25 protein-coding genes are annotated in these 19,860 nt (G+C 48.6%); 10 read left to right on the forward strand and 15 right to left on the reverse strand.

What is annotated here, in order from left to right; genetic code table 11:
* Nucleotides 1-387 precede the first annotated feature (387 nt).
* Nucleotides 388-780 (forward strand): YgiW/YdeI family stress tolerance OB fold protein, encoded by a 393-nt coding sequence (locus tag IAE30_RS02005; protein ID WP_200678166.1) that lies wholly within the window; start codon nucleotides 388-390, stop codon nucleotides 778-780.
* A gap of 65 nt (nucleotides 781-845) precedes the next feature.
* Here IAE30_RS02005 and IAE30_RS02010 read toward each other — a convergent pair whose 3' ends face one another.
* From IAE30_RS02010 to IAE30_RS02035, 6 genes are all read right to left on the reverse strand, one after another.
* Nucleotides 846-1,103 (reverse strand): hypothetical protein, encoded by a 258-nt coding sequence (locus IAE30_RS02010; protein WP_200537602.1) that lies wholly within the window; start codon nucleotides 1,101-1,103, stop codon nucleotides 846-848.
* Between the two features lie 566 nt (nucleotides 1,104-1,669).
* Nucleotides 1,670-2,116, reverse strand: a complete 447-nt coding sequence (locus tag IAE30_RS02015) for a DUF421 domain-containing protein (protein ID WP_200537601.1) — start codon at nucleotides 2,114-2,116, stop codon at nucleotides 1,670-1,672.
* A gap of 11 nt (nucleotides 2,117-2,127) precedes the next feature.
* Entirely contained in the window at nucleotides 2,128-2,637 is a 510-nt protein-coding gene (locus IAE30_RS02020; RefSeq protein ID WP_200678168.1) for a hypothetical protein, read from the reverse strand.
* Between the two features lie 45 nt (nucleotides 2,638-2,682).
* Complete coding sequence (locus tag IAE30_RS02025; RefSeq protein ID WP_200537599.1) at nucleotides 2,683-2,847, reverse strand: DUF2474 domain-containing protein; 165 nt, start codon at nucleotides 2,845-2,847, stop codon at nucleotides 2,683-2,685.
* The gene (gene cydB, locus IAE30_RS02030) at nucleotides 2,848-3,852 is read right to left on the reverse strand and encodes a cytochrome d ubiquinol oxidase subunit II (protein WP_200678170.1); all 1,005 of its coding nucleotides are present in this window, start codon (nucleotides 3,850-3,852) and stop codon (nucleotides 2,848-2,850) included.
* Nucleotides 3,849-5,276, reverse strand: a complete 1,428-nt coding sequence (locus tag IAE30_RS02035; protein ID WP_200678172.1) for a cytochrome ubiquinol oxidase subunit I — start codon at nucleotides 5,274-5,276, stop codon at nucleotides 3,849-3,851. The genes cydB and IAE30_RS02035 overlap by 4 nt, the downstream gene beginning before the upstream one ends.
* Nucleotides 5,277-5,750: 474 nt before the next feature.
* On the opposite strand from IAE30_RS02035, the gene IAE30_RS02040 reads away from it, so the two are divergent.
* The 5 genes from IAE30_RS02040 to IAE30_RS02060 all read left to right on the forward strand — a co-directional run bounded on the left by IAE30_RS02040 (nucleotide 5,751) and on the right by IAE30_RS02060 (nucleotide 8,747).
* Nucleotides 5,751-6,239 (forward strand): CinA family protein, encoded by a 489-nt coding sequence (locus tag IAE30_RS02040; protein ID WP_200678180.1) that lies wholly within the window; start codon nucleotides 5,751-5,753, stop codon nucleotides 6,237-6,239.
* Nucleotides 6,240-6,542: 303 nt separating this feature from the next.
* Nucleotides 6,543-6,710, forward strand: coding sequence for a general stress protein (locus tag IAE30_RS02045; RefSeq protein ID WP_200537595.1), 168 nt, complete (start codon nucleotides 6,543-6,545; stop codon nucleotides 6,708-6,710).
* Between the two features lie 122 nt (nucleotides 6,711-6,832).
* A complete protein-coding gene (locus IAE30_RS02050) occupies nucleotides 6,833-7,306 on the forward strand; it encodes a ferritin-like domain-containing protein (RefSeq protein WP_200678182.1) in 474 nt (157 codons plus the stop codon).
* A 22-nt stretch (nucleotides 7,307-7,328) separates the two neighbouring features.
* The gene (locus tag IAE30_RS02055; RefSeq protein ID WP_200678184.1) at nucleotides 7,329-7,844 is read left to right on the forward strand and encodes a ferritin-like domain-containing protein; all 516 of its coding nucleotides are present in this window, start codon (nucleotides 7,329-7,331) and stop codon (nucleotides 7,842-7,844) included.
* A gap of 33 nt (nucleotides 7,845-7,877) precedes the next feature.
* Complete coding sequence (locus tag IAE30_RS02060) at nucleotides 7,878-8,747, forward strand: manganese catalase family protein (RefSeq protein WP_200678191.1); 870 nt, start codon at nucleotides 7,878-7,880, stop codon at nucleotides 8,745-8,747.
* Between the two features lie 121 nt (nucleotides 8,748-8,868).
* Here the strand turns inward: IAE30_RS02060 and IAE30_RS02065 are convergent, their stop codons facing one another.
* The 4 genes from IAE30_RS02065 to IAE30_RS02080 form a co-directional block, all read right to left on the reverse strand.
* Nucleotides 8,869-9,048, reverse strand: coding sequence for a hypothetical protein (locus tag IAE30_RS02065; protein WP_200537591.1), 180 nt, complete (start codon nucleotides 9,046-9,048; stop codon nucleotides 8,869-8,871).
* 323 nt (nucleotides 9,049-9,371) lie between these two features.
* Entirely contained in the window at nucleotides 9,372-9,557 is a 186-nt protein-coding gene (locus IAE30_RS02070) for a general stress protein (RefSeq protein WP_200537590.1), read from the reverse strand.
* Nucleotides 9,558-10,171: 614 nt separating this feature from the next.
* Complete coding sequence (locus tag IAE30_RS02075; protein ID WP_200678192.1) at nucleotides 10,172-10,357, reverse strand: general stress protein; 186 nt, start codon at nucleotides 10,355-10,357, stop codon at nucleotides 10,172-10,174.
* 407 nt (nucleotides 10,358-10,764) lie between these two features.
* Nucleotides 10,765-11,004, reverse strand: coding sequence for a DNA polymerase V (locus IAE30_RS02080; protein ID WP_200537588.1), 240 nt, complete (start codon nucleotides 11,002-11,004; stop codon nucleotides 10,765-10,767).
* Between the two features lie 379 nt (nucleotides 11,005-11,383).
* On the opposite strand from IAE30_RS02080, the gene IAE30_RS02085 reads away from it, so the two are divergent.
* Nucleotides 11,384-11,596 carry a DUF2116 family Zn-ribbon domain-containing protein gene (locus IAE30_RS02085; RefSeq protein WP_045814613.1) on the forward strand — a complete coding sequence of 71 codons (213 nt, stop codon included), beginning with the start codon at nucleotides 11,384-11,386 and terminating at the stop codon, nucleotides 11,594-11,596.
* Nucleotides 11,597-12,280: 684 nt separating this feature from the next.
* Here the strand turns inward: IAE30_RS02085 and IAE30_RS02090 are convergent.
* Both IAE30_RS02090 and IAE30_RS02095 read right to left on the reverse strand, forming a co-directional pair.
* The gene (locus IAE30_RS02090) at nucleotides 12,281-12,511 is read right to left on the reverse strand and encodes a hypothetical protein (protein WP_200537587.1); all 231 of its coding nucleotides are present in this window, start codon (nucleotides 12,509-12,511) and stop codon (nucleotides 12,281-12,283) included.
* 44 nt (nucleotides 12,512-12,555) lie between these two features.
* A complete protein-coding gene (locus IAE30_RS02095; RefSeq protein ID WP_200537586.1) occupies nucleotides 12,556-12,756 on the reverse strand; it encodes a hypothetical protein in 201 nt (66 codons plus the stop codon).
* A 465-nt stretch (nucleotides 12,757-13,221) separates the two neighbouring features.
* Between IAE30_RS02095 and IAE30_RS02100 the strand changes: the two genes are divergently transcribed.
* On the forward strand, nucleotides 13,222-13,911 hold the full coding sequence (locus tag IAE30_RS02100; RefSeq protein WP_200678193.1) for a DUF421 domain-containing protein: 690 nt from the start codon (nucleotides 13,222-13,224) through the stop codon (nucleotides 13,909-13,911).
* Nucleotides 13,912-14,588: 677 nt separating this feature from the next.
* Here IAE30_RS02100 and IAE30_RS02105 read toward each other — a convergent pair.
* Together IAE30_RS02105 and IAE30_RS02110 are read right to left on the reverse strand one after the other, a co-directional pair.
* On the reverse strand, nucleotides 14,589-15,353 hold the full coding sequence (locus IAE30_RS02105) for an SDR family NAD(P)-dependent oxidoreductase (protein WP_200678194.1): 765 nt from the start codon (nucleotides 15,351-15,353) through the stop codon (nucleotides 14,589-14,591).
* Between the two features lie 157 nt (nucleotides 15,354-15,510).
* Nucleotides 15,511-16,644, reverse strand: a complete 1,134-nt coding sequence (locus IAE30_RS02110) for a glutathione-independent formaldehyde dehydrogenase (RefSeq protein ID WP_200678195.1) — start codon at nucleotides 16,642-16,644, stop codon at nucleotides 15,511-15,513.
* Nucleotides 16,645-16,854: 210 nt separating this feature from the next.
* On the opposite strand from IAE30_RS02110, the gene IAE30_RS02115 reads away from it, so the two are divergent.
* Together IAE30_RS02115 and IAE30_RS02120 are read left to right on the forward strand one after the other, a co-directional pair.
* Nucleotides 16,855-17,025 carry a general stress protein gene (locus IAE30_RS02115; protein WP_075564085.1) on the forward strand — a complete coding sequence of 57 codons (171 nt, stop codon included), beginning with the start codon at nucleotides 16,855-16,857 and terminating at the stop codon, nucleotides 17,023-17,025.
* Nucleotides 17,026-17,359: 334 nt separating this feature from the next.
* Nucleotides 17,360-17,557, forward strand: a complete 198-nt coding sequence (locus IAE30_RS02120) for a hypothetical protein (protein WP_200537582.1) — start codon at nucleotides 17,360-17,362, stop codon at nucleotides 17,555-17,557.
* 488 nt (nucleotides 17,558-18,045) lie between these two features.
* Here IAE30_RS02120 and IAE30_RS02125 read toward each other — a convergent pair whose 3' ends face one another.
* On the reverse strand, nucleotides 18,046-19,830 hold the full coding sequence (locus tag IAE30_RS02125; protein ID WP_200678197.1) for a thiamine pyrophosphate-requiring protein: 1,785 nt from the start codon (nucleotides 19,828-19,830) through the stop codon (nucleotides 18,046-18,048).
* Nucleotides 19,831-19,860 lie beyond the last annotated feature (30 nt).

A 19,860-nucleotide genomic window follows, 5' to 3' on the forward strand; every position in this document is an offset into this window, starting at 1 on the left:
ATCATCTTTACCATTACAGGTTCAGTCAGTGAAAAAAGAATAAAAGCATCCGGAATTTTAGATCTCAACCCAAGTATAGTTGCATTTCAAAACCACGTTTGTTTAATTTTTATTTTCATGGTGAGATATTGAGCCTTGAAAATACACAAAGCAACCCTGATAAACCCTATCTTACTGAATTTTCCATCCAAATCATTCTGTTAAATCAAAGCATCCAATAGAATGTTGGGCGTCAGTTTAACTCAGTTCCTGCACAACCTATAAATTTGAATTGGCACATTATTACGTTTCGCTTTAAATTATCGCTAATCAATTTCATTATTAACCCGAACATTTTCGTTATGATGTGCCATGCTTTAAAGCATCTGAAATACAAAGGAGAGTGAGATGAATAAAATTGCCTGGGTTGCGATGATGTTGCCTTTAAGCTTTGGGGCCTATGCTGAAACTGGCGGCTTCGAGGCGGGTAAAACTCCCCCTCCACAGCATAAAGAAGATGCAGGCTACAAAGGATCGGAGGACACAGCAGAAACGCCCGTGAAGCTCATCAAAGATTTCCGTCCAGGAGGCTACGCCACGCTTGAAGGTTATATTGTTAAAAGAATCGAGGACGATACCTATCAGTTCCGTGACAGCACAGGCACTGTATATATCGATGCGTCTCCAGCAACTTTTAAAGGCAAAACTTACAGTGCTGAAGATAAAGTCCGCGTCAGTGCCAAGGTTCACGGAAAGGGCCAGGCAACTTACCTGAAAGTCACAAGAATTGATGAGCCTTAACAGAAAATCCCGCGCCTCTGCCTGATCAACAGGCAGGGGTTAATCATTCGGTCATCAGTTTTCAATTAATCCATTTTCACATGATTATGCTTCCTGAGCAGTTTTGCTGCATCCAGTGCGTGAGTTTTCACCTGAATATCACTGGAAGAGGCAGCTATTCTTTCAAGCTCATACAGTATATTCCCCTTCGTTATGCTCTGGCCCTTTGCGGTGAGCTCTACAACTGCAGTTCCGATAAGGTCCAGCCACAGTTCAACATAGTCCTGCGGCGATGACGGGAAGCCATAGGGCACGCGAGCAATGAAGAGCGGTAGCTCTAGCACAGCGCGGATTTCCCCAAGTTTGAAAAACCCGATAATCACTGTATATATAAACAGCAACCGCAAACAGTACGATCGATCAAGTCGTCGATACGACTTTTAAGACAGCGTTGGTAAGAAAGAAAATTTGGCCGGGAGGTACAGGAAGTTGAGTATGGCTGACCGGAGTTGGAATTGGGGTACGATAAAATAAATTGCGCGCGAACCTGATGAAATTTTCTCCCCGATAAAATTCCGGTTCAATCATACCCGCTTCGGTTAAGTGCCTTAAAATTGCATTGATATCCAGTTATTTAAATGACTTATAGGAAATTTCTGGAATTAAACAGGTTTATCTAACACATCCTACCACTTAATCAGAATTAGTCTAAGGTATGTGAGCCAGTCATTACTGGCAGCACAGCATACAGGATGCGTTTTTTTACGAGAGAGACATTCCTTAGCCACTGCTTTTTGCCCGCCTGGTGCGGGCTTTTTTTCCTGAATTCCCGACAGGAGGAGTCCTTTCGCTGATCAGATCAAACTTACTGTTACTCTTGTGGGCTGCGAAGCCAGACTAATTTTCTCGTTTAATGACTTTCCGGAATAATGGAAATGTGACCATTAACTTCAAGCACTGCAAATCTTATCTGTTCCAGCCTTTCAAGCCCCTGCGAGGAGCGCGCAGCTTCCATTATGTCTTCATGATTTATTCCTGTCATTTTCATCCGGGTCGGGAGTTCTTTACCATGCTCGACCAGAATAACGGGCCCGCCCTCTGCCAGTTGCTCCACAACCGGAAAACGTGTTTTCAGCTTGCCGAGTACCACGTCGATGGAAATCAGCGTAATAATCGTCAGCCCCGCCCCGGTAACGGAAAAGTCATCGCCCAGTAATGCCTGCTGGGTTGCCTCGCTGATGATCAGCAACAGGATCAGATCGAAGGACGTCATCTGCAGCAATGCTCGTCTGCCGGCAATCTTAAACACCACCATCAGAAGCAGATAAATACCTGCCGCGCGTAATACAGTTTCCATCGTCGTCTCCCTCAGGGATAAACCCAAAGTGAAAAGCGTGCAGGTGGAGAATCCGTTACGCCTACGCTCATGGATATGGCACCCATTTCCTGTGGTTGCATACCAATCCAGATGGTATGGCCTGATTTCACGTTGTGAGTCAGAAAGGTAAGTTGTAAATCATTAGCACGTGCCACCGCCTCAATGGGCTGAGGCTGAAGCGTCTGAATTTCCAGTGAGTCAAGCGCCCCGTTTCCTATAGTGACGGTGAACCTATCGCCCGCCTGCGCCGGGACCTGAATGCTCATGTTCATATTGCTCTGCACCCGGCCGAACCGTTCGTATCTGACCTGTACCGCACCATCGGGAGACTTTGCCTCCCCGTTGCTCAGAAACCCCTTCGAAAATAATCCGCACGCCCCTGCGATAACAATGGCTAATAACATGTACTGGCCAACGCGTTGTATGCAGATTTCCCGGCGCTGCCACGTCATATCCTCTTTGACAGGATAATCCCGGCTTTCTGACTCTGTCCTTTTCATCCTCTCACCTCGCAGGATATCCAATAACAGTCAGCTTTTTGATAATCAGTCTGATCGCATGCCCGCAGCGTTCATCAAGAGCCTGAACAGAGAGGCAACAATCCCCAGCGCAAGCACGCTGGCTGAATAGATGACAATCAGCCAAAACAGCCGTTTCCACCCTGACTGAACACCGTGGGTGGGCTGTTTGTTCTTTTGACGTGACAGCATTTAATGGTACCCCTCGCCAATACGTGTTTTTCCGCGAAAAACGTAATAACTCCAGAGGGTATATCCGAGGATTACAGGGATGATCAGTAAGCTGCCCACCAGCATAAATGCCTGGCTCTGTGGGGGTGAAGCAGCCGCCCAGATGGTTATGGAAGGAGGAATGATGTTTGGCCAGATGCTGATGCCCAGCCCTGAAAACCCTAAAAAGATTAAACCGAGCGTTAAAAGGAAGGGGGAATAGTGCGCTTCACGCTTAACGGCGCGCATGATCCCCCATGCACAGGCCAGAACCAGCACCGGTACAGGCAGGAACCAGAAAATATTGGGCACGCTGAACCAGCGGTGCGCGATAGCGTCATGCGCGTAAGGCGTCCACAGGCTGATGGCCCCGACTACAACCAGAAGCAGGCACAGCAGCGGTGTGGTGAGCGATGACATCTTCTTATGCAGGCCATGCTCGGTTTTCATGATTAACCATGTACAGCCAAGCAATGCATAGGCAATAACCAGACCCAGTCCGCAAAACAGGGTAAACGGCGTCAGCCAGTCCATTGCGGAACCGGCAAAGGTACGATCTTTTACCGGAAACCCATTCAGCATGGCGCCTACAGCAACGCCCTGACTAAAGGTTGCCAGTAACGAACCCCCGATAAAAGATTTGTCCCAGAATCCACGGTGCGCTTCTGTGGCTTTAAAGCGGAATTCAAAGGCCACACCACGGAATATCAGCCCGATCAGCATGAGCGTCAGAGGGATAGCCAGTGCATCCGCGATGACCGCATAGGCAAGCGGGAACGCGCCATAGAGTCCGGCTCCTCCTAATACCAGCCAGGTCTCATTTCCATCCCAGACGGGCGCGACGGTGTTCATCATGACATCGCGCTCCTGGGTGCTTTTGATAAAGGGAAACAGTATGCCAATCCCCAGATCAAAACCATCCATGACGATGTACATCAGGGTGGCAAAAACAATGATGGCAAACCAGATCACTGAGAAGTCAATCATGACTTGTGCTCCTGTGGTTCTTCTAAACTTTCATGCGCAGCAGACAGGGGGCGCGCTGGCGTTTTATCCTGCCCCGGCCCTCCCTGCCTGACAGTTTTACCTTCGCCGGTTTGCGGCCCTTTCTTGATGAGACGCATCATGTAGAGGTACCCCACACCAAAGACCGAGGAATAGACAAGAATAAAGGCCATCAGGCTGAGGCTCATCTGCAGTTCACCGTGCGCTGATACCGCATCAATAGTCCGCTGAACGCCATAAACGACCCAGGGTTGCCGCCCGACTTCAGTGGTGAACCATCCGGCCAGTATGGCGACAAGCCCTGATGGACCCATCAGAAGCGCAAACCACAGGAAGGGGCGAGAGGTATAAAGACGCTTTTTATAACGTAGCCAGAGGCTGATCACTCCAAGGGTGATCATTAAAAGTCCCATGGCGACCATCACTCTGAACGACCAGAAAATAATGAGGGAATTAGGTCGGTTCTCTTTAGGAAAACTTTTTAACGCCGGCACCTGCTTCGTCAGTGAATGCGTGAGAATGAGGCTGCCAAGGTAAGGCACTTCAAGCGCATACTTTGTTCGTTCTTCCTGCATGTCCGGGATGCCAAATAACACCAGCGGCGTAGCCTGACCCGGCGGATTTTCCCAGTGGCCCTCAATGGCGGCAATTTTCGCGGGTTGATGCTCAAGCGTATTGAGGCCATGCGCGTCCCCCACCATGGCCTGGATGGGGGCTACCAGCAGTGCCATCCACAACGCCATTGAGAACATTTTCCGGATCGCCGGGATATCATTCCCTCGCAACAGATGCCATGCGCCAGAAGCCCCGACAAAGAATGCACTGGCAAGAAATGCCGCGATAGACATATGAAATAAGCGATAGGGGAATGAAGGGTTAAAGATGATTTTGAACCAGTCCTGAGGTACCACAATGCCATTTTCTATCAGGTAACCCTGCGGAGTATGCATCCAGCTGTTTGAGGCCAGGATCCAGAATGTTGAGATAAGCGTGCCGAGCGCCACCATACATGTCGCGAATAAATGTAACCCAGGCCCTACCCGATTCCAGCCAAATAACATCACCCCGAGAAATCCAGCCTCCAGAAAGAAAGCCGTCAGAACCTCATAAGCCAGCAGGGGGCCGGTAATACTGCCCGCAAACTGTGAAAAACCGCTCCAGTTAGTGCCGAACTGATAGGCCATAACCAGCCCTGACACCACGCCCATACCAAAATTGACAGCAAACACTTTGGACCAGAAATGGTAGAGATCGCGGTAGGTTTCGTTACGTGTTCTGAGCCACATCCCCTCAAGCACAGCGAGGAAACTCGCCAGGCCAATGGTTATCGCCGGGAAAATAATGTGGAACGATACCGTAAACGCAAACTGAATACGTGCCAGATGAAAGGCATCAAGTCCAAACATTGTTAGTCCCCAATCACGGTAAAGATTACTGAGTGTAGTGTGTTGATAATAAACCTACACTATTTGAAGAATTAGAATGAAGAGACCGCATACATTAAATCGAACTTTCGCGTTTCGCTGTGCCACTATCCATGTGAAATGCGGAGAGAATTTAAATGCCCAACTTCTCGTTATGAAAATCAACAAATGTGACGCTCCCCCACTCATCAGCAATTAGCCTAACGGCTAGTCGGATTACATCCCCTTCATAACTTTTCACATTGACGAACAAATGCAGGGTATAAAATTATTTCCGCTCAACCTTATCGCCAATGCAGATCATTCATCATTTCCTATACTTGTCATGCTATGAGTTTTAGCCCCCCCTTTTGACTGAGGTTCCATTTACTTACGGGTTGCACGACACTCTTACGGCGTGCTTGCCACCCTTTACTGTGAGACTTTAAATTTTTAATGATATACAGGAAGAAACCAATGAATGATGATTTGATTGCAGTCGCCACTGAATTAGGGCACTTACTGATTGAAAAAAAATTGACCATAACAACGGCTGAATCATGTACTTCAGGTTGGGTAGGTACGGCGCTGGCGGCGGTCAGTAAAAGTAGTCTTTTTTACAGCAGCGGATTTATCACTTACACCAATCTTGCCAAACACCGCGTATTGAACGTCAGTATGGAAACACTAGAACGATATACGGCCGTCAGTGAGGCTGCTGTCTGCGAAATGGCCTGTGGCGCAAAATCACTTTCTGGTGATGCGATAGGCATTGCCACCAGCGGTTATGCCGGGCCTGAGGGAGGAGAAGACGGTACGCCTGCAGGCACGGTCTGGTTCGCATGGTGCCTTCCTGAAGGGTGTGTTCATACCAGCCGACAGTGGTTTTCAGGTGAAAGCGAAGAAGTGATGCACAAAGCCACTCATTACTGTCTGACGGAGTTAAAGCGGATACTGGAGGGCTGACCCCACCTGGTTCATTACTCCCTGGCGCTGTCTACTGACACAAAAAAATTTAAAACCTCCAGGTCCTTTTTATTTTACTCTCTCACATGCATGAAAGGCGATAATTCTCCTTTCACTCTAACGGATTAATAAATCAAAGCGAAACGAATGCAACAATAAATACCACATCAATTTATTAAAGCGCAACGAATAAACATTAATCGTCACGCTTGCGTTATTTAACCCTCCATTTAACCTTAAAGGGTACCACGCACATGGTGCATTGAATGCCCATGTAACTTCGTTTCATAAAGAGGATATATTATGACTGAACATCGTGGCGGATCAGGTAATTTCGCGGAAGACAAACAGAAAGCCTCAGAGGCAGGGAAAAAAGGCGGTCAGAACAGCGGAGGTAATTTCAAAAATGACCGCGAAAAAGCTTCCGAAGCTGGTAATAAAGGCGGTCAGAACAGTCATCTCGGCTCCTGACACCTCTTCTAAGGACAGCCAGCAGGAGCAGGGAACGCTCCGTTAAACCTACTTATGACTGATTATTTTATAATGAACTCTCTTATCAAATCTTATTTAATCCTTATCTCCGGAGAATCCCTATGAAAGTTAAAACGTTATTAGATCTCTTTATTCACGACCTTTCTGATGTTTACAGCGCGGAAAAACAGATTACGCGTGCCCTCCCTAAGTTAATTCGTACTGCTACGGATGAAAAATTAAAAGCGGCGTTTCAGCAACATCTCGATGAAACTCAGGGACAGATTGAACGCCTTGACCAGGTGATCGATGCTCATGATGAGCTTCGTCTCCTCCGTATGAAGTGCCATGCCCTGGAGGGGCTGGTAGAAGAAGCGCAGGAACTGATTGAGGCGACCGAAGCCGGACCGGTTCGTGACGCAGGATTGATCGGGGCAGCACAAAAAGTCGAGCATTACGAAATTGCCACTTACGGCACGCTCATTGCGCTAGCTATCAAACTGCAACTCGGTGAAGCCGCAAACCTGCTGGCGGCCACGCTGGAAGAAGAAAAATCGACAGATAAGAAACTCACTTCGATTGCCGAGAAGCAATAACCCGATCCCTCAGGAGGGACGCATGTCTAATACCTCTGCACTTTCTCATTATCACGACTGGCTACGCGATGCGCATGCCATGGAAAAACAGGCCGAAACCATGCTGGAGCAGATGGCTAAGCGGCTTGAGAATTACCCTCAGCTTCAGGCCCGTATTGAGCAGCACATCGAAGAAACGCGCCAGCAGCAAACGCTGCTGGAAACCATCCTGGATCGCCATGACATCTCACACTCCAGCGTGAAAGATGTCATGGGAAAAATGGCCGCGATGGGCCAGGCCTTTGGCGGTATCTTCGCTGAGGACGAAGTCATCAAAGGGGCCATTGCTGGCTACGTCTTTGAGAATGCCGAAGTGGCGAGTTACACCAGCCTTATCAGCGCTGCCACGCGTGCAGGTGATTTAGAAAGCGTCCCTGTGCTTAAACAAATCTGCGAACAGGAACTGGCGATGTCGGACTGGATGATAAGCCATCTGCCAGAACTGACCGATCAGTTCCTCGTACTCAGTGAAGATCCTGACTCTCAGGCTAAGCGCTGAGTATTCTCCCGTCGAAAACTTCAGAGGTGAGTGATGTTCAGACATGTCAAACAGCTGCAATACACGGTGCGCGTCAGTGAGCCGAATCCGGGACTGGCTAACCTTTTACTCGAACAGTTTGGTGGCCCTCAGGGTGAACTGGCGGCTGCAATGCGCTACTTTACTCAGGGACTCTCGGATGACGACTTAGGCCGCCGCGATATGCTGATGGATATTGCGACGGAAGAGCTGAGTCACCTGGAAATTATCGGGTCCCTGGTCGGAATGCTGAATAAAGGTGCCAAGGGCCAACTGGCAGAGGGAACTGAAAAGGAAGGCGACCTTTACCGTACCATTACAGGCGCCGGCAATGATAGCCACCTGACCTCGATCCTTTATGGCGGAGGCCCGGCGCTGACCAATTCGGGTGGCGTGCCCTGGACGGCAGCATACGTTGATACCATCGGCGAAGTCACTGCAGATCTCCGATCAAACGTGGCAGCCGAAGCGCGTGCAAAAATCATCTACGAGCGCCTCATTAATGTCACTGATGATGCAGGAGTCAAGGATGCACTGGGTTTCTTAATGACCCGTGAAGCAGCCCACCAGCTCTCCTTCGAGAAAGCGCTGTATGCCATTCAGGATAACTTCCCACCGGGTAAGCTTCCACCGATTGAGCAATATGCACATAACTACTACAGCATGTCTGAAGGTGAAGACATGCGGGGGAGCTGGAACTCGGATGAGAACTTCAACTATATCGCAGATCCACAACCTGCGGTCGATGGAGGGGATGGACTGGCCAAAGTCGACCTTCCTGCTAAGCAGCAAAAAGCCGTGGATGCTATGGCAAAAAGAACGGCGTCGGATCCGTTAACTGACCCGATTACCGGAGCAGAAGCAGGCAGTAAAAAGTCCTACTGACTGTTTTGGACGGGGCTTTGTATTATCCGGCATTTCTCCGCGTTGGGAAAATGGCCCTGTGGCCCGCCGGTGTCATCGGATGGATGACACCGGCTTTTTTTTGGCTTGTCGACAGGCGATGTTAACCTTCAGGGGGAGACAAGCGCTCGCTTATCACTTTATATCCCTGGGCGACAAAATCACTGGGATGGACTGGCAGACTTTGACTCGGTTTGAACCACCCTCCACCTTCACCATCGGCGAAATACCAGACTTCTGGTTGCGTATCGTCCTGCTGTACCCAATAGAAACCCTGCTCCATTTCTACACTCCCCGCGGAGTCAGTCTCCACGTCATTGCAAATTAAAAGGTGTGATTCATTTGTGCGCCCATACACGCTGTAAAGCAGACACACTGGATGTTTTAAGCAAAATACAGCCAGTATGAATAGTGAAAGACGCACATGTGAGTACTGAACCTTACGCAAGGCATGTTGAAAAGATGAGATGACATAAGAACCCCTTTTTGGGGTAAATGACCCGGGCCTGTCGCCCGGGAGGAGATGTCAGCATGCGCGACAGGAACAATGAAAGATACTAAATCGATGTTTCAAACAGTATAAGTGTTAACTGTGCCGCTTAAACGTCAGGTATTTCCGTCATTCGTTTTCTTCCCGCGACCCGCCTTGCCGCCCTTGCGTCCCGCTTCTACTGCCCTCTCTGGGTTATTGCGGAAGTTACCGCCACTCATTGCGCCGCCCTTTCGCCCGGCTTCGCTCGCTCGTTCCGGATCCACAGCAAAATTGCCTGAACCACCTCGACGATTTGTCATATATACACCCTCGTAGCATGAGAAAGTAATGGCCTTGTCGGGGGTAATCTTTGTACAAAATGGTAAATTTAGCCACTGCGCAACCAGGTGGTTAAGAGATGAAAAAAGAGAGAGAAATTGCCATTTTTCAAATCTTCAGTTTTTTTGTCTTTTAAAAGCAAGGAGCACAGTTTGATATGTGTACAGATTTTTATAGCCTGTACAAGAAGAAATGAATTTACTGATTAAGATAATTCTTAGTGAGAGGCTCTATACGTCATTGTTGCATGAGATTCTTAATCCAGGACTCTTTTTAGTCCACAAAGTCTGTTTTGGCGTGGCAGTCAGCCACATGAATCGATATTTGAGGTTTTCGAAATCAGGCTTATGACGAATTCGGTGCTTCTGCATGCACGCCCTCTCCTGTCACGACTTTATGCACCAATAGGTCAGCTTCTACCGGGACACTGTGGACCTTACACCCTAATCAGCCAGATGTTCATGGTGAACATTTGGCTGAAATACATCAGAAAATAAAAGGTTGGTACAACAATGTCTGTCTTTAATATGGAAAGCTCTGACGCCTGGTTTCAGGTGGGGCCGGTAAAACCTGAACCGGCCCCCCTTGTACCTGACTAGCTTTCCACCTTTTCCGGCTTGCGCCTGCGACTGATTTGCCCTCCTTTGCGCCCTGCTTCAACAGCGCGATCAGGACAATTTTTAAAATTACCACCGCTTGCGCTTCCGCCCTTGCGTCCCGCTTCACGGGCGCGATCTGCATCCTCAGCAAAATTACCGGCTCCACCTCTTCTTGACGGCATGTCTCCCCCCTATAAATCAGTCGAATATTAAGCGTGCTAACGTTTCCAACGAGAAATAATATGGCTGAAATTTTCCATAAAACCACATTTAAAATGCATGTTTACCGTTTCGCTTAATTCACATATAAAACAGTAAGTTACCCGTCACGCTTATAGTCAGTTGCTTTTAAAAGAGAATTTTTTAAAGTTGTACAAAATCGACATAAGTTGTACAAAATTAACAAATTTCTTTTTTTTGTGATTAAAATCACAGTTTTTAATTTATTAGTTATATTGATCTGGATTTTTCATTTATTTCAGCAAGATAGGGGAATTAATGTTCCGCTGCTCACAATTTAGTCCCAATGATGAATTCATGCTCAATTGCCTGCCAGTTGTAGTACCCAAGTGAGCGTTGCACATGTTGCTCAGTTTCTTCCGTTAGGATTAAAGACCTGAAACATGCGCTGCTCCCCCTCAGCTGTAGAGATGTCCCGGAACGTTGTCGTATGCATCTCGATCCACTTGTTAGCGGCGCGTAATGTGTAGTGCCAGTTAAGCCGTTCAAGTTCTCTGACGAAGTCAATGGTGCTGATGGTGTAACGGCCGGCGGCATCACGTTTTACCGCCTGCCTGAAGGCCATCAGAATTTCGTAGTCGCGTGGCATTTTATACCTCCTAATAATACTGTATGTACGCACAGTATTATTGAGTTGAACAGTCTGTTCAAGCCATTACGTTTGGGTGTTTTGTGAGAAGGTTGATAGTTAAAGCAATTTAAGCGCGGATTCGGTTTTGTAGTGGAAGAGGCTGGTAAAAGAGGGAAATCGAGGGTGGCGCCATTGGTGCTCAAAACTTTAGATGACAATGGCTTTCATCATTTCAATTGCATAGTACGAGAAAACAGAGAATATCTTAATCATCCAGCCTTACGCTCCTGTCCTGTACAAATGAACTATGCTGAGGGGTTGTGTACTTAATGACATAACATAACTGAGCCGCACGAGTTCTCAATAAACAATTAAACGACTACAAGGATTAGGATTTATGGATGATGTTGACCTGGCCCAGGAACGTGAAGAAGCCCATCTGACGGCCTCTCTGTCTGCCCGAAAGCCACGCTTAGTGAGCCGAAATGGTAACTGCATCTGGTGCACTGATGAGCCGATAGTGGCTAACACCGCCTTCTGCTCAGCGGAATGTGGCGAGGACTTTCACAAGCATCAGCGTGAAATGCAGCAGCGGATAACTGCAGAGTAAAATCCTTCACAGTAAAAAGATTTTGCGTGAACGAAACTGTCACCGATGTCGATGAGACGATAACGGTTATGACGACTGGGCAGTAAAAATCATGAACATACTGGCATTAAAAGAGATTTAGTTGTCCCGTCTCGCTTTCAAAAGCTGACAGTCGTGGCCAGGCTTACTCTGCAACGCTGGGTTGCCTGACTTTTTGAAAGGATGTTTATGAAGCGTTTTTTAGGTGGAATGTTCATCATTGCGAGCCTGGTCACATTAGCAGGTTGCCAGCACTCAGACCCGTCAGTCGGGCCTGACGGTCGCCCTCACGCACCAAGTCAGCAGTCCGTGCCGGGAGGCCCACAAGGTCAGGGGCCCGTCGGTCAGCCGCAGTCGTAATATGTGTCCGGCACGTCTGTCGGGCCGTATAATCTGATCACACATCACTGCGCGGTTTACTTTCCAACATGAAATCCATTTAGGTGATTGAGACTTTTTACACAGAAATGACGCCCGAAGACATCGCCATTGATAGCGGCTGTTGTCAGGCTCACTGTTTGAAAGGCGCTCGTTGGGACGCGCATGCGCAGACGGTAACATCTGGCACAAAAAAAGGCCCCTTCAGGCACGGTCGTGAATGTCAGAACGAATACTGAAGTGCGTTTCTGCCGTTGAGAATGAAAAAAATTGTTTAAATTCGAACTATTACTCATCATTGATTATGCTGGCGTCAACTTGTACCCGCTGCCCCAGCGACCAGCCTTTCTTGCCTAGAATGCGGTCTGGCGTCACGTCAGGCACGTTAAAGTAATACGACGGCTTGACGTTATCAGAATGACTTTCTTCCTGATGGATGTCGTCTGCACCGAGTCCCATCTGCAGTAACTCTTCCTGCGTGAGGTCCAGATATTTCGCCAGTTTTGTCAGATTCATCATTCACCTCCTGAGTTGAAAACTGAGCAGCATTTTTTTCTCGGGCGCTACTTATCATTGAAGGGATTCCGCTTATGGTCTTTGCTGTCATCCCGCGTACGCGGAATTTCACCGTGTTGATTTGGGTTGTCTTTGGCAGGGTGATCATCTTCCTCATGAGCATTGCCCGCGTCTGGCGCCGCTTCAGGAAGCCCCTTATGAACATCCCCTTCTTTCTTGCGTTGCTCATTCAAATTATGGTGTTTCATGAATAACCTCACTGATATAGTCATTTAAGAATAGATCATGACCGTATGGATTGTTTTAAAGTTCAGTAAAGGCAGAAATAACGGCTTACCTGTGAATAAATAAGCGCAGCGATAAACGCCAAAAAATTCAAAAATCATCTTCACGATATTTCTCTGCTTAAACCTAGCTAATCAACTTGCCTGTTCATATAGCCAGGACAGGTTATTGCAGTAACTGGAAATTCTTATCTCCGCTTTTTTATACCGTTCGGTTTTTCCTGGTAAAACCTGTTTTGGCTTGAACCTTACATACTTCAATGCGACATTCAATGTTGCAGGAATCAACTATCCTCGAGATGAAAAATACTCGACCGATAAGCCAGCCGGCTTAAGCGCAGTCAACCAGTTTAGACCGCTTCTCTTACCGGCGCTGGTCTATAGTTACAATCAACGAAATATATAACGCATACCCAGTCAGGAGAGCATATGGAAGGCTTCGATCTGCATAGGTTTCTGATTAATGATCAACCTTACACCTTTCTTTTCGAAGTCATCGTTCGGGTCTGTATTGCTTATGCTGTTGTGTTCATTTTCCTCAAAATCTCCGGTCGACGAGGTGTTCAGCAGCTTTCTCTCTTTGAGGTCGTAGTCATACTGACACTGGGATCTGCTTCCGGGGATGTCACTTTCTATGATGATGTCCCCGTTCTTCCGGTCATTCTTGTATTCGTGGTTCTGCTCCTTCTCTACAGGTTAACCACGTGGGCCATGACGAAGTCTTCCTACATCTCAACGCTGGTGGAAGGAGACGTGGTGACGTTGATCGCTGACGGGAAATACGTGTCGGCAAATCTCGACCGGCTTAACATTTCAGAAGATGAATTCCTGATGGAGTTGCGTCTGAAAGGCGCGGAGCACCTTGGGCAGATCCGGCTGGGCCTGGTTGAAGTCGATGGCCAGTTAAGCCTGTACTTCTACAAAGATATTGAGGTTGTACCTGGTCTTTCCGTCTTACCTGCCGAACACCGGCCCTGCTACACCCATATTCCTGACAGCGGTCTATTCGCCTGCAACCGCTGCGGTACACTCAAGAATCTCAATGCGGGGGACGTGTGCGCCTGCCCTGAGTGTGCACGAAGGGTGTGGAGTCGCGCTTTACATACAGTACGCACTTAATCGTTACTGACAGACACACATATCAGATGCAATCAGATCATAGCTGCAGTTATCGGGATAACCTGAGTAACGTCTTTCAAAATACAATTTTACTCGTGCAACTGTTCGGATAAAGGACAGCCCTCAGGCAGGGCATCTTCGGGTTTAAGGGAAAGGTCGTAACCTCAAACGCCTCTCAAAACAGGACCAGACATATCTGGAATATAAATATGTGCAGTCATTTTTTATGAGTAACTGGAGAGATTCTAAAGAAATGGTTTTAAATATTAGCGTACCGGTATTTCGTAACGTTTTGTCAAAACAGCCCACATCACATTTTCTGCACAACATCTTCACGTTCTTTTCAATAAGTTAGTTATGTCGGGCGCAAAAGACGTCTGGCACAAAAGTGAAACTTGAATTTTAACCCGTGACTTGCTGCCCCCAGCAAATCACGGGATTTTTTTGTACTACTTAAATAACCCCCCAGAAATGAATATCCTCCCCTAAACTTTCACACTTTAATGCATCCCTCTGTAGTATTTTTATGGCAGCAGAAAAGCAGTTTAAGATTCAAAATACGCTCTATTTCAGTCAGAGATATTGCTTGCCGAACGTTAATCTTTTCACGAACAAGCACAGGTTAACAGATTTCTATATGTCATCCTGTGCTTGTGAAGCGCATGCTTAGCGGGGAGTTAAGCCTGCTTAGGCTGACCATTGGATGCCGTAAGTCCACCGTCGACTGGCAGGTTCACCCCGGTAATGTATCGCGCATCGTCGCTGGCAATGAATGCAATAGCACTGGCGATGTCTTCAGCTTCTCCTGCGCGCTGCAAAGGGATACGATCATAAAAGCGTTCGAGCAACGCCTTATCATCCTTCATATCTTCGGTGAGGTCGGTCAGGGTGAATCCGGGGCAAATCGCATTAACACGGACCCCGTCAGCGCCATAATCCATGGCCAGCGCCCGCGTGAAGTTAGTCACCGCACCTTTTGCCGCATTGTACACACTCATTCCCCAGTCACCACCCAGTCCGGATACCGAAGATGTGTTCACAACATTGCCCCTGGTCTTAAGCAAACCAGGCATGAAGAAATGGGTGCAGTGGAAAACACCATCCAAATCGGTGTTCATGAGCTTTCGCCAGTCCCCGACTGAGACTTCATGGATTTTTCCCTGAACCACGCTACCTGCGTTATTCACCAGCACATCGACTCTGCCAAATGAACGCTGCACCTGTTCTGACAGCTTTTTTACCTGTTCCGGATCGCCGACGTCACACTGAGCAATCAGGTGTTGCGAGCCAGGTAGTGTATTGAGTACGTTTTCGAGTTTTTCACGGGTTCTCCCCACCAGCACCACTGAAGCCCCTTCACTGGCAAAACGCTTTGCGGCAGCAGCACCAATGCCGGAACCTGCGCCGGTAATCACGACAACTTTTTCTGAAAATCTCGACATACTTACTCCTCACTTTTTGAATATGTGAAGAATAAGCCTGGCAGCCATGAACGGGAGTTCAAGCGAAGCAGCGCCAGTGAGAGGGTTGGTAGGCGAAGAGAAACATGCCAGCCCTGCAGTTCATTGGCAAGGCTGACATGTTTTGGCTGACAACCTCTTAAGGCTTCAGGATGACCTTAGTCCATCCCGGCGCTCTTTTATCAAAGTTGCTGTAGCCTTCAGGCGCTTCAGCAAGGCTCAACCGGTGTGAAACAATTTGTCCCGGGCTGGCTTTACCCTGATGAATCAGGCGCGCAAGCTGGCGGTTATAGGCTTTGACGTTGGCCTGGCCCGTTCTGATAGACTGCCCCTTGAACCAGAAGCTGCCAAAATCGAAAGGCATTTTTCCTTCCTGAGCCAGAGCACTTTTTGCACCCGGATCCTGAGGAACAAACACCCCGACGACACCGATGCCCCCTGTTGCCTTGGTGGAGGCCACAAGACTGTTCATGGTGGCGCTGTTGTCTTCATGGCCATGCTTGTTACAGCACTGATACCCTACACATTCACAGCCGCAGTCCGTGCCTCTGCCGTCCGTCAGTTCAAGAATCTTCTGTACCGCTTCATCACCGGCCGCATTCACAGACACTGCGCCGAGCTGTTCAGCCAGCGCCAGACGATCGCTGTGGGTGTCAATAACAAAGACCTGAGAGGCCCCCTTTATGACTGCGGAGTGGGCAGCCATTAACCCCACAGGTCCCGCGCCGTATATGGCGACGGATTCCCCTGCCCGCAGTCCTGCCAGTTCCGTTGCGTGCCATCCTGTCGGAAAAATATCAGAGAGCATGACGTAGTCTTCCTCTTTATCAAATGCGTCCTCAGGCAGGACCAGACAGTTGAAGTCTGCAAACGGCACCCGTAATAACTCAGCCTGACCACCGTCCCAGGGCCCCATTTCAGCAAAGCCATACGCGGCACCGGCACTGCCGGGGTTTGCCGTCAGGCAGAACCCCGTCAGGCCCCTCTCACAATTTTCACAAAACCCACAACCCACATTAAAGGGCATACAGACACGATCCCCTACCTTGATGCGCTCAACGCCATTCCCCACCTCAATCACTTCCCCTAGATTTTCATGACCGAAAATACGGCCCTGTTCAAAGCTGGTCCGCCCTTCATACATATGTAAATCAGAGCCGCAGATATTGGTGGTTGTGATGCGAATAAGCGCATCCGTGGCACGTTCAATTTTCGCATCAGGCACATTTTTAACGGAGACATCAAAAGGCCCATTATAAACAATCGCTTTCATCTTTAGATTCCTGTAAATAACCGAAGCATAGTGACGCTTCGTTTTAATTTGGATGACCAGAGAATTAAATATGGCACATTAAAGTACAGCGCGCAGAAATATAACCGTCGCGCTTGCATGTCCGCGAGGATATATTAATATTAATAACGCAACACGCACATGACGTATATATGCCGTCATGTTATTTATTACTCATGAAGAGGCAGTATTATGACTCAACATAGAGGCGGTTCAGGCAACTTTGCAGAAGATAAAGAAAGGGCTTCTGAAGCAGGAAAAAAAGGCGGGCAACATAGCGGTGGTAATTTTAAAAATGACCGCAACAAAGCGTCCGAAGCCGGTAAAAAAGGTGGTCAAAACAGCCACCGCGGTTCTTCCTGAGTTGCAGTGAAATAAATTGCAAAGGGCGCACTACCTCCCCTTTGTGTGAATATACAGCAGGGAGCGTCCCTGCCTGCTCTGACTGAAATTTTTGAATTGAATATCAATGTTCTGTTTTCCTCGTGTGTAATTTGGTCGGTTGACTAAGCGGTGCGACTGCTAAAAATCGCACCGTTTTTTTATTTCTGAACGCAATGTTGATCCTGATTAACGGTTTCGCTTGTCGTGTGGATTACTTTGAAAGATCGCGTTTTTTAATTTTTATCTTCCCCAGAAAGATCTACACCTTCATTTATCTGCCATTATCCCCTTCTTCCCTCCGCGGAGTCTGATTATGTTTCGATTTTTATCTTCTTTGTTCAGCAGTCCCGAATCCCTTTTACAGGTTATGAGTCAACAGGATATGCGAGAGTCTTTTGAAGAGGGAGATCGAATAATTATTGATGAAGATGGCAACGCGTCAGTTAATCCTTTAAGTCCAAAAGTGCAAAGAGATTTTAAAGAGCACGTTGAAAATTTAAAGGATATTTAAAGTAAACTGTAATCTTTGATGTATAGATGACCTGCGGATACTGATATATCTGACAGGACATAACGCACCATTTAAAAGTAGAGCCCACGACCGACAGGGATGTTTGTTTTCCGTATCTCAATTCAAAGCCGAAATTTCCCCTCGCAGTTTCGCAAACTCATCATGGTGGACCAAATTGAAAGTCTGTGTTGTTTGATTTGGCCAACAACAGCGCACTGACGATGTATGTCAGGAGCTCTTAATCTGTCTGACCGCTTGGCTCCTCAGTGAGCATTTAACTACACTCAGTACTCATCAAGTTAAAACGAGGAGAGCAATATGACCGACCGTCCCGTTAAAGGTGATAATCCCGATTACAATCCGCGGAAAACACCCGAAAAACAGCCCAAAGATGACGAAAGAAATGCGCCAGAGTCAGGCGATAAACAGCCTGATTGATGACGCACTCAGGGTGTTCAGAAGAAAAAATTTCTGAACACCTATATTCGTTAATTATGCTTTTTACTGAATAACTGGCTGGCCGTATCCTTGATAACCTGTGATGCCCCCCGATCGCCCTTCACCATTGATGACATGAATGCCTTAGCCTGATTAAGCGTGATATGTGGGGGTAAGGGTGCGACTTCAGGATCCGTTTTCACTTCAAGTAGCACCGGCCGGTCAGCGCTCAGCGCACGCTGCCATGCACTTGCCAGTTGCTCAGGGTTATCAACATAAATGCCCACCAGCCCAAGCGATTCGGCAAACGCCGCATATTTCACGTCGGGCAGTTGCTGCGTGGCTTCAAAACGCGGATTGCCTTCCATCACGCGCTGCTCCCATGTCACCTGATTTAAATCCTGATTATTGAAAACGCAGACGATCAGCCGGCCATCAGTCCACTGCTGCCAGTACTTCTGAATGGTGATCAGTTCCGCCATATTATTCATCTGCATTGCGCCGTCACCGACCAGCGCGACAACCGGACGTTCAGGATGAGCAAACTTGGCCGCAATCGCATAAGGCACTGCCGCCCCCATACAGGCCAGCCCGCCGGAGAGCGTCGCCCGTTGTCCCTGCTTAACGCGGTAATCTCGCGCAAACCAGTTAGCGCAGGAACCGGAATCCGACGTGACGATGGCGTTGTCAGGCAGCTGCGGAGACATTTCCCAGACCACGCGCTGGGGGTTAACCGGGCTAGCAGGCGCCAGCGCACGCTCCTCCATCTGCTTCCACCAGTCCTGCACCTGCACAGCAATCTGTTCCTGCCAGCTGCGATCCTGCTTTTGTTCGATCAGTGGAAGAAGCGCACGCAGGGTTTCAGCGGCATCACCGTGCAGATTGACCTCACAAGGGTAACGCAGGCCGAGCATAGCGGGATCGATATCTATCTGCACGGCACGCGCCTGCCCCTCTTCAGGCAGAAACTCTGTCCACGGGAAACCACTGCCAATCATCAGCAACGTATCGCAGTTCTGCATCATTTCCCAGGAAGGTTTGGTGCCCAGAAGACCAATGGAGCCCGTCACAAACGGGGCATCGTCCGGGAGTACGTCTTTCCCCAGCAGGGCCTTAGCCACACCCGCGCCCAGCTGATTCGCCGCCTGCACCACCTCTACCGCAGCACCACGTGCACCCGAGCCTATAAGGATCGCCACTTTTTTTCCGGCGTTCAGGACGTCTGCCGCACGCTGCAGGTCGGCCTCATAAGGAATTATTTTGGGACGCTGGTAGCCACTGCCAGAATGGGTGAATCCGTGCAAATGAAGAGGCGCCTGCCACTCCTCATCCTGAATATCTTTGGGGATAATCAGCACAGCGACCCCGTTTTGTGCCTGAGCGATGCGCACGCCGCGATCGACAAGGTGCCGGACCTGAGCCGGTGCGGCAGCTTCCTGTACAAAATTGGCCACATCCGCAAACACGCGATCGAGATTCATCTCCTGCTGATAACTGGCGCCTCGCGCGGTCGACTCAGCCTGACCAGCAATCGCCAGCACAGGCGCATGATCCATTTTGGCATCATAGAGCCCGGTCAGAAGATGTGTCGCGCCCGGCCCTCCGGTTGATAAACACACACCCAGTTCGCCCGTAAATTTGGCATGACCTGCCGCCATAAAGGCCGCCATCTCTTCGTGACGAACCTGGATAAACTCGATTCCGTCGCCCTTCTCGTTAGCACGCTGGATTGCGCCCAGAACGCCATTGATGCCATCACCCGGATAGCCATAGATGCGGGTTACGCCCCACTCTTTCAGACGCTGGACAAAGAAATCACTGGTTTTTATGCTCATGGTTTCATTTCCTTTCTGGGGTCAGGGGGT

The organism is Pantoea sp. S61 (assembly GCF_016625145.1).
Lineage (GTDB): Bacteria > Pseudomonadota > Gammaproteobacteria > Enterobacterales > Enterobacteriaceae > Pantoea > Pantoea rwandensis_B.

Bases quoted from the DNA above. Each gene is read 5' to 3' on its own strand.
- IAE30_RS02005 (WP_200678166.1), top strand. From the start codon at position 388: ATGAATAAAATTGCCTGGGTTGCGATGATGTTGCCTTTAAGCTTTGGG.
- IAE30_RS02015 (WP_200537601.1), bottom strand. From the start codon at position 2,116: ATGGAAACTGTATTACGCGCGGCAGGTATTTATCTGCTTCTGATGGTG.
- IAE30_RS02020 (WP_200678168.1), bottom strand. From the start codon at position 2,637: ATGAAAAGGACAGAGTCAGAAAGCCGGGATTATCCTGTCAAAGAGGAT.
- IAE30_RS02025 (WP_200537599.1), bottom strand. From the start codon at position 2,847: ATGCTGTCACGTCAAAAGAACAAACAGCCCACCCACGGTGTTCAGTCA.
- cydB (WP_200678170.1), bottom strand. From the start codon at position 3,852: ATGATTGACTTCTCAGTGATCTGGTTTGCCATCATTGTTTTTGCCACC.
- IAE30_RS02035 (WP_200678172.1), bottom strand. From the start codon at position 5,276: ATGTTTGGACTTGATGCCTTTCATCTGGCACGTATTCAGTTTGCGTTT.
- IAE30_RS02040 (WP_200678180.1), top strand. From the start codon at position 5,751: ATGAATGATGATTTGATTGCAGTCGCCACTGAATTAGGGCACTTACTG.
- IAE30_RS02045 (WP_200537595.1), top strand. From the start codon at position 6,543: ATGACTGAACATCGTGGCGGATCAGGTAATTTCGCGGAAGACAAACAG.
- IAE30_RS02050 (WP_200678182.1), top strand. From the start codon at position 6,833: ATGAAAGTTAAAACGTTATTAGATCTCTTTATTCACGACCTTTCTGAT.
- IAE30_RS02055 (WP_200678184.1), top strand. From the start codon at position 7,329: ATGTCTAATACCTCTGCACTTTCTCATTATCACGACTGGCTACGCGAT.
- IAE30_RS02060 (WP_200678191.1), top strand. From the start codon at position 7,878: ATGTTCAGACATGTCAAACAGCTGCAATACACGGTGCGCGTCAGTGAG.
- IAE30_RS02065 (WP_200537591.1), bottom strand. From the start codon at position 9,048: ATGGAGCAGGGTTTCTATTGGGTACAGCAGGACGATACGCAACCAGAA.
- IAE30_RS02070 (WP_200537590.1), bottom strand. From the start codon at position 9,557: ATGACAAATCGTCGAGGTGGTTCAGGCAATTTTGCTGTGGATCCGGAA.
- IAE30_RS02075 (WP_200678192.1), bottom strand. From the start codon at position 10,357: ATGCCGTCAAGAAGAGGTGGAGCCGGTAATTTTGCTGAGGATGCAGAT.
- IAE30_RS02080 (WP_200537588.1), bottom strand. From the start codon at position 11,004: ATGCCACGCGACTACGAAATTCTGATGGCCTTCAGGCAGGCGGTAAAA.
- IAE30_RS02085 (WP_045814613.1), top strand. From the start codon at position 11,384: ATGGATGATGTTGACCTGGCCCAGGAACGTGAAGAAGCCCATCTGACG.
- IAE30_RS02090 (WP_200537587.1), bottom strand. From the start codon at position 12,511: ATGATGAATCTGACAAAACTGGCGAAATATCTGGACCTCACGCAGGAA.
- IAE30_RS02095 (WP_200537586.1), bottom strand. From the start codon at position 12,756: ATGAAACACCATAATTTGAATGAGCAACGCAAGAAAGAAGGGGATGTT.
- IAE30_RS02100 (WP_200678193.1), top strand. From the start codon at position 13,222: ATGGAAGGCTTCGATCTGCATAGGTTTCTGATTAATGATCAACCTTAC.
- IAE30_RS02105 (WP_200678194.1), bottom strand. From the start codon at position 15,353: ATGTCGAGATTTTCAGAAAAAGTTGTCGTGATTACCGGCGCAGGTTCC.
- IAE30_RS02110 (WP_200678195.1), bottom strand. From the start codon at position 16,644: ATGAAAGCGATTGTTTATAATGGGCCTTTTGATGTCTCCGTTAAAAAT.
- IAE30_RS02115 (WP_075564085.1), top strand. From the start codon at position 16,855: ATGACTCAACATAGAGGCGGTTCAGGCAACTTTGCAGAAGATAAAGAA.
- IAE30_RS02120 (WP_200537582.1), top strand. From the start codon at position 17,360: ATGTTTCGATTTTTATCTTCTTTGTTCAGCAGTCCCGAATCCCTTTTA.
- IAE30_RS02125 (WP_200678197.1), bottom strand. From the start codon at position 19,830: ATGAGCATAAAAACCAGTGATTTCTTTGTCCAGCGTCTGAAAGAGTGG.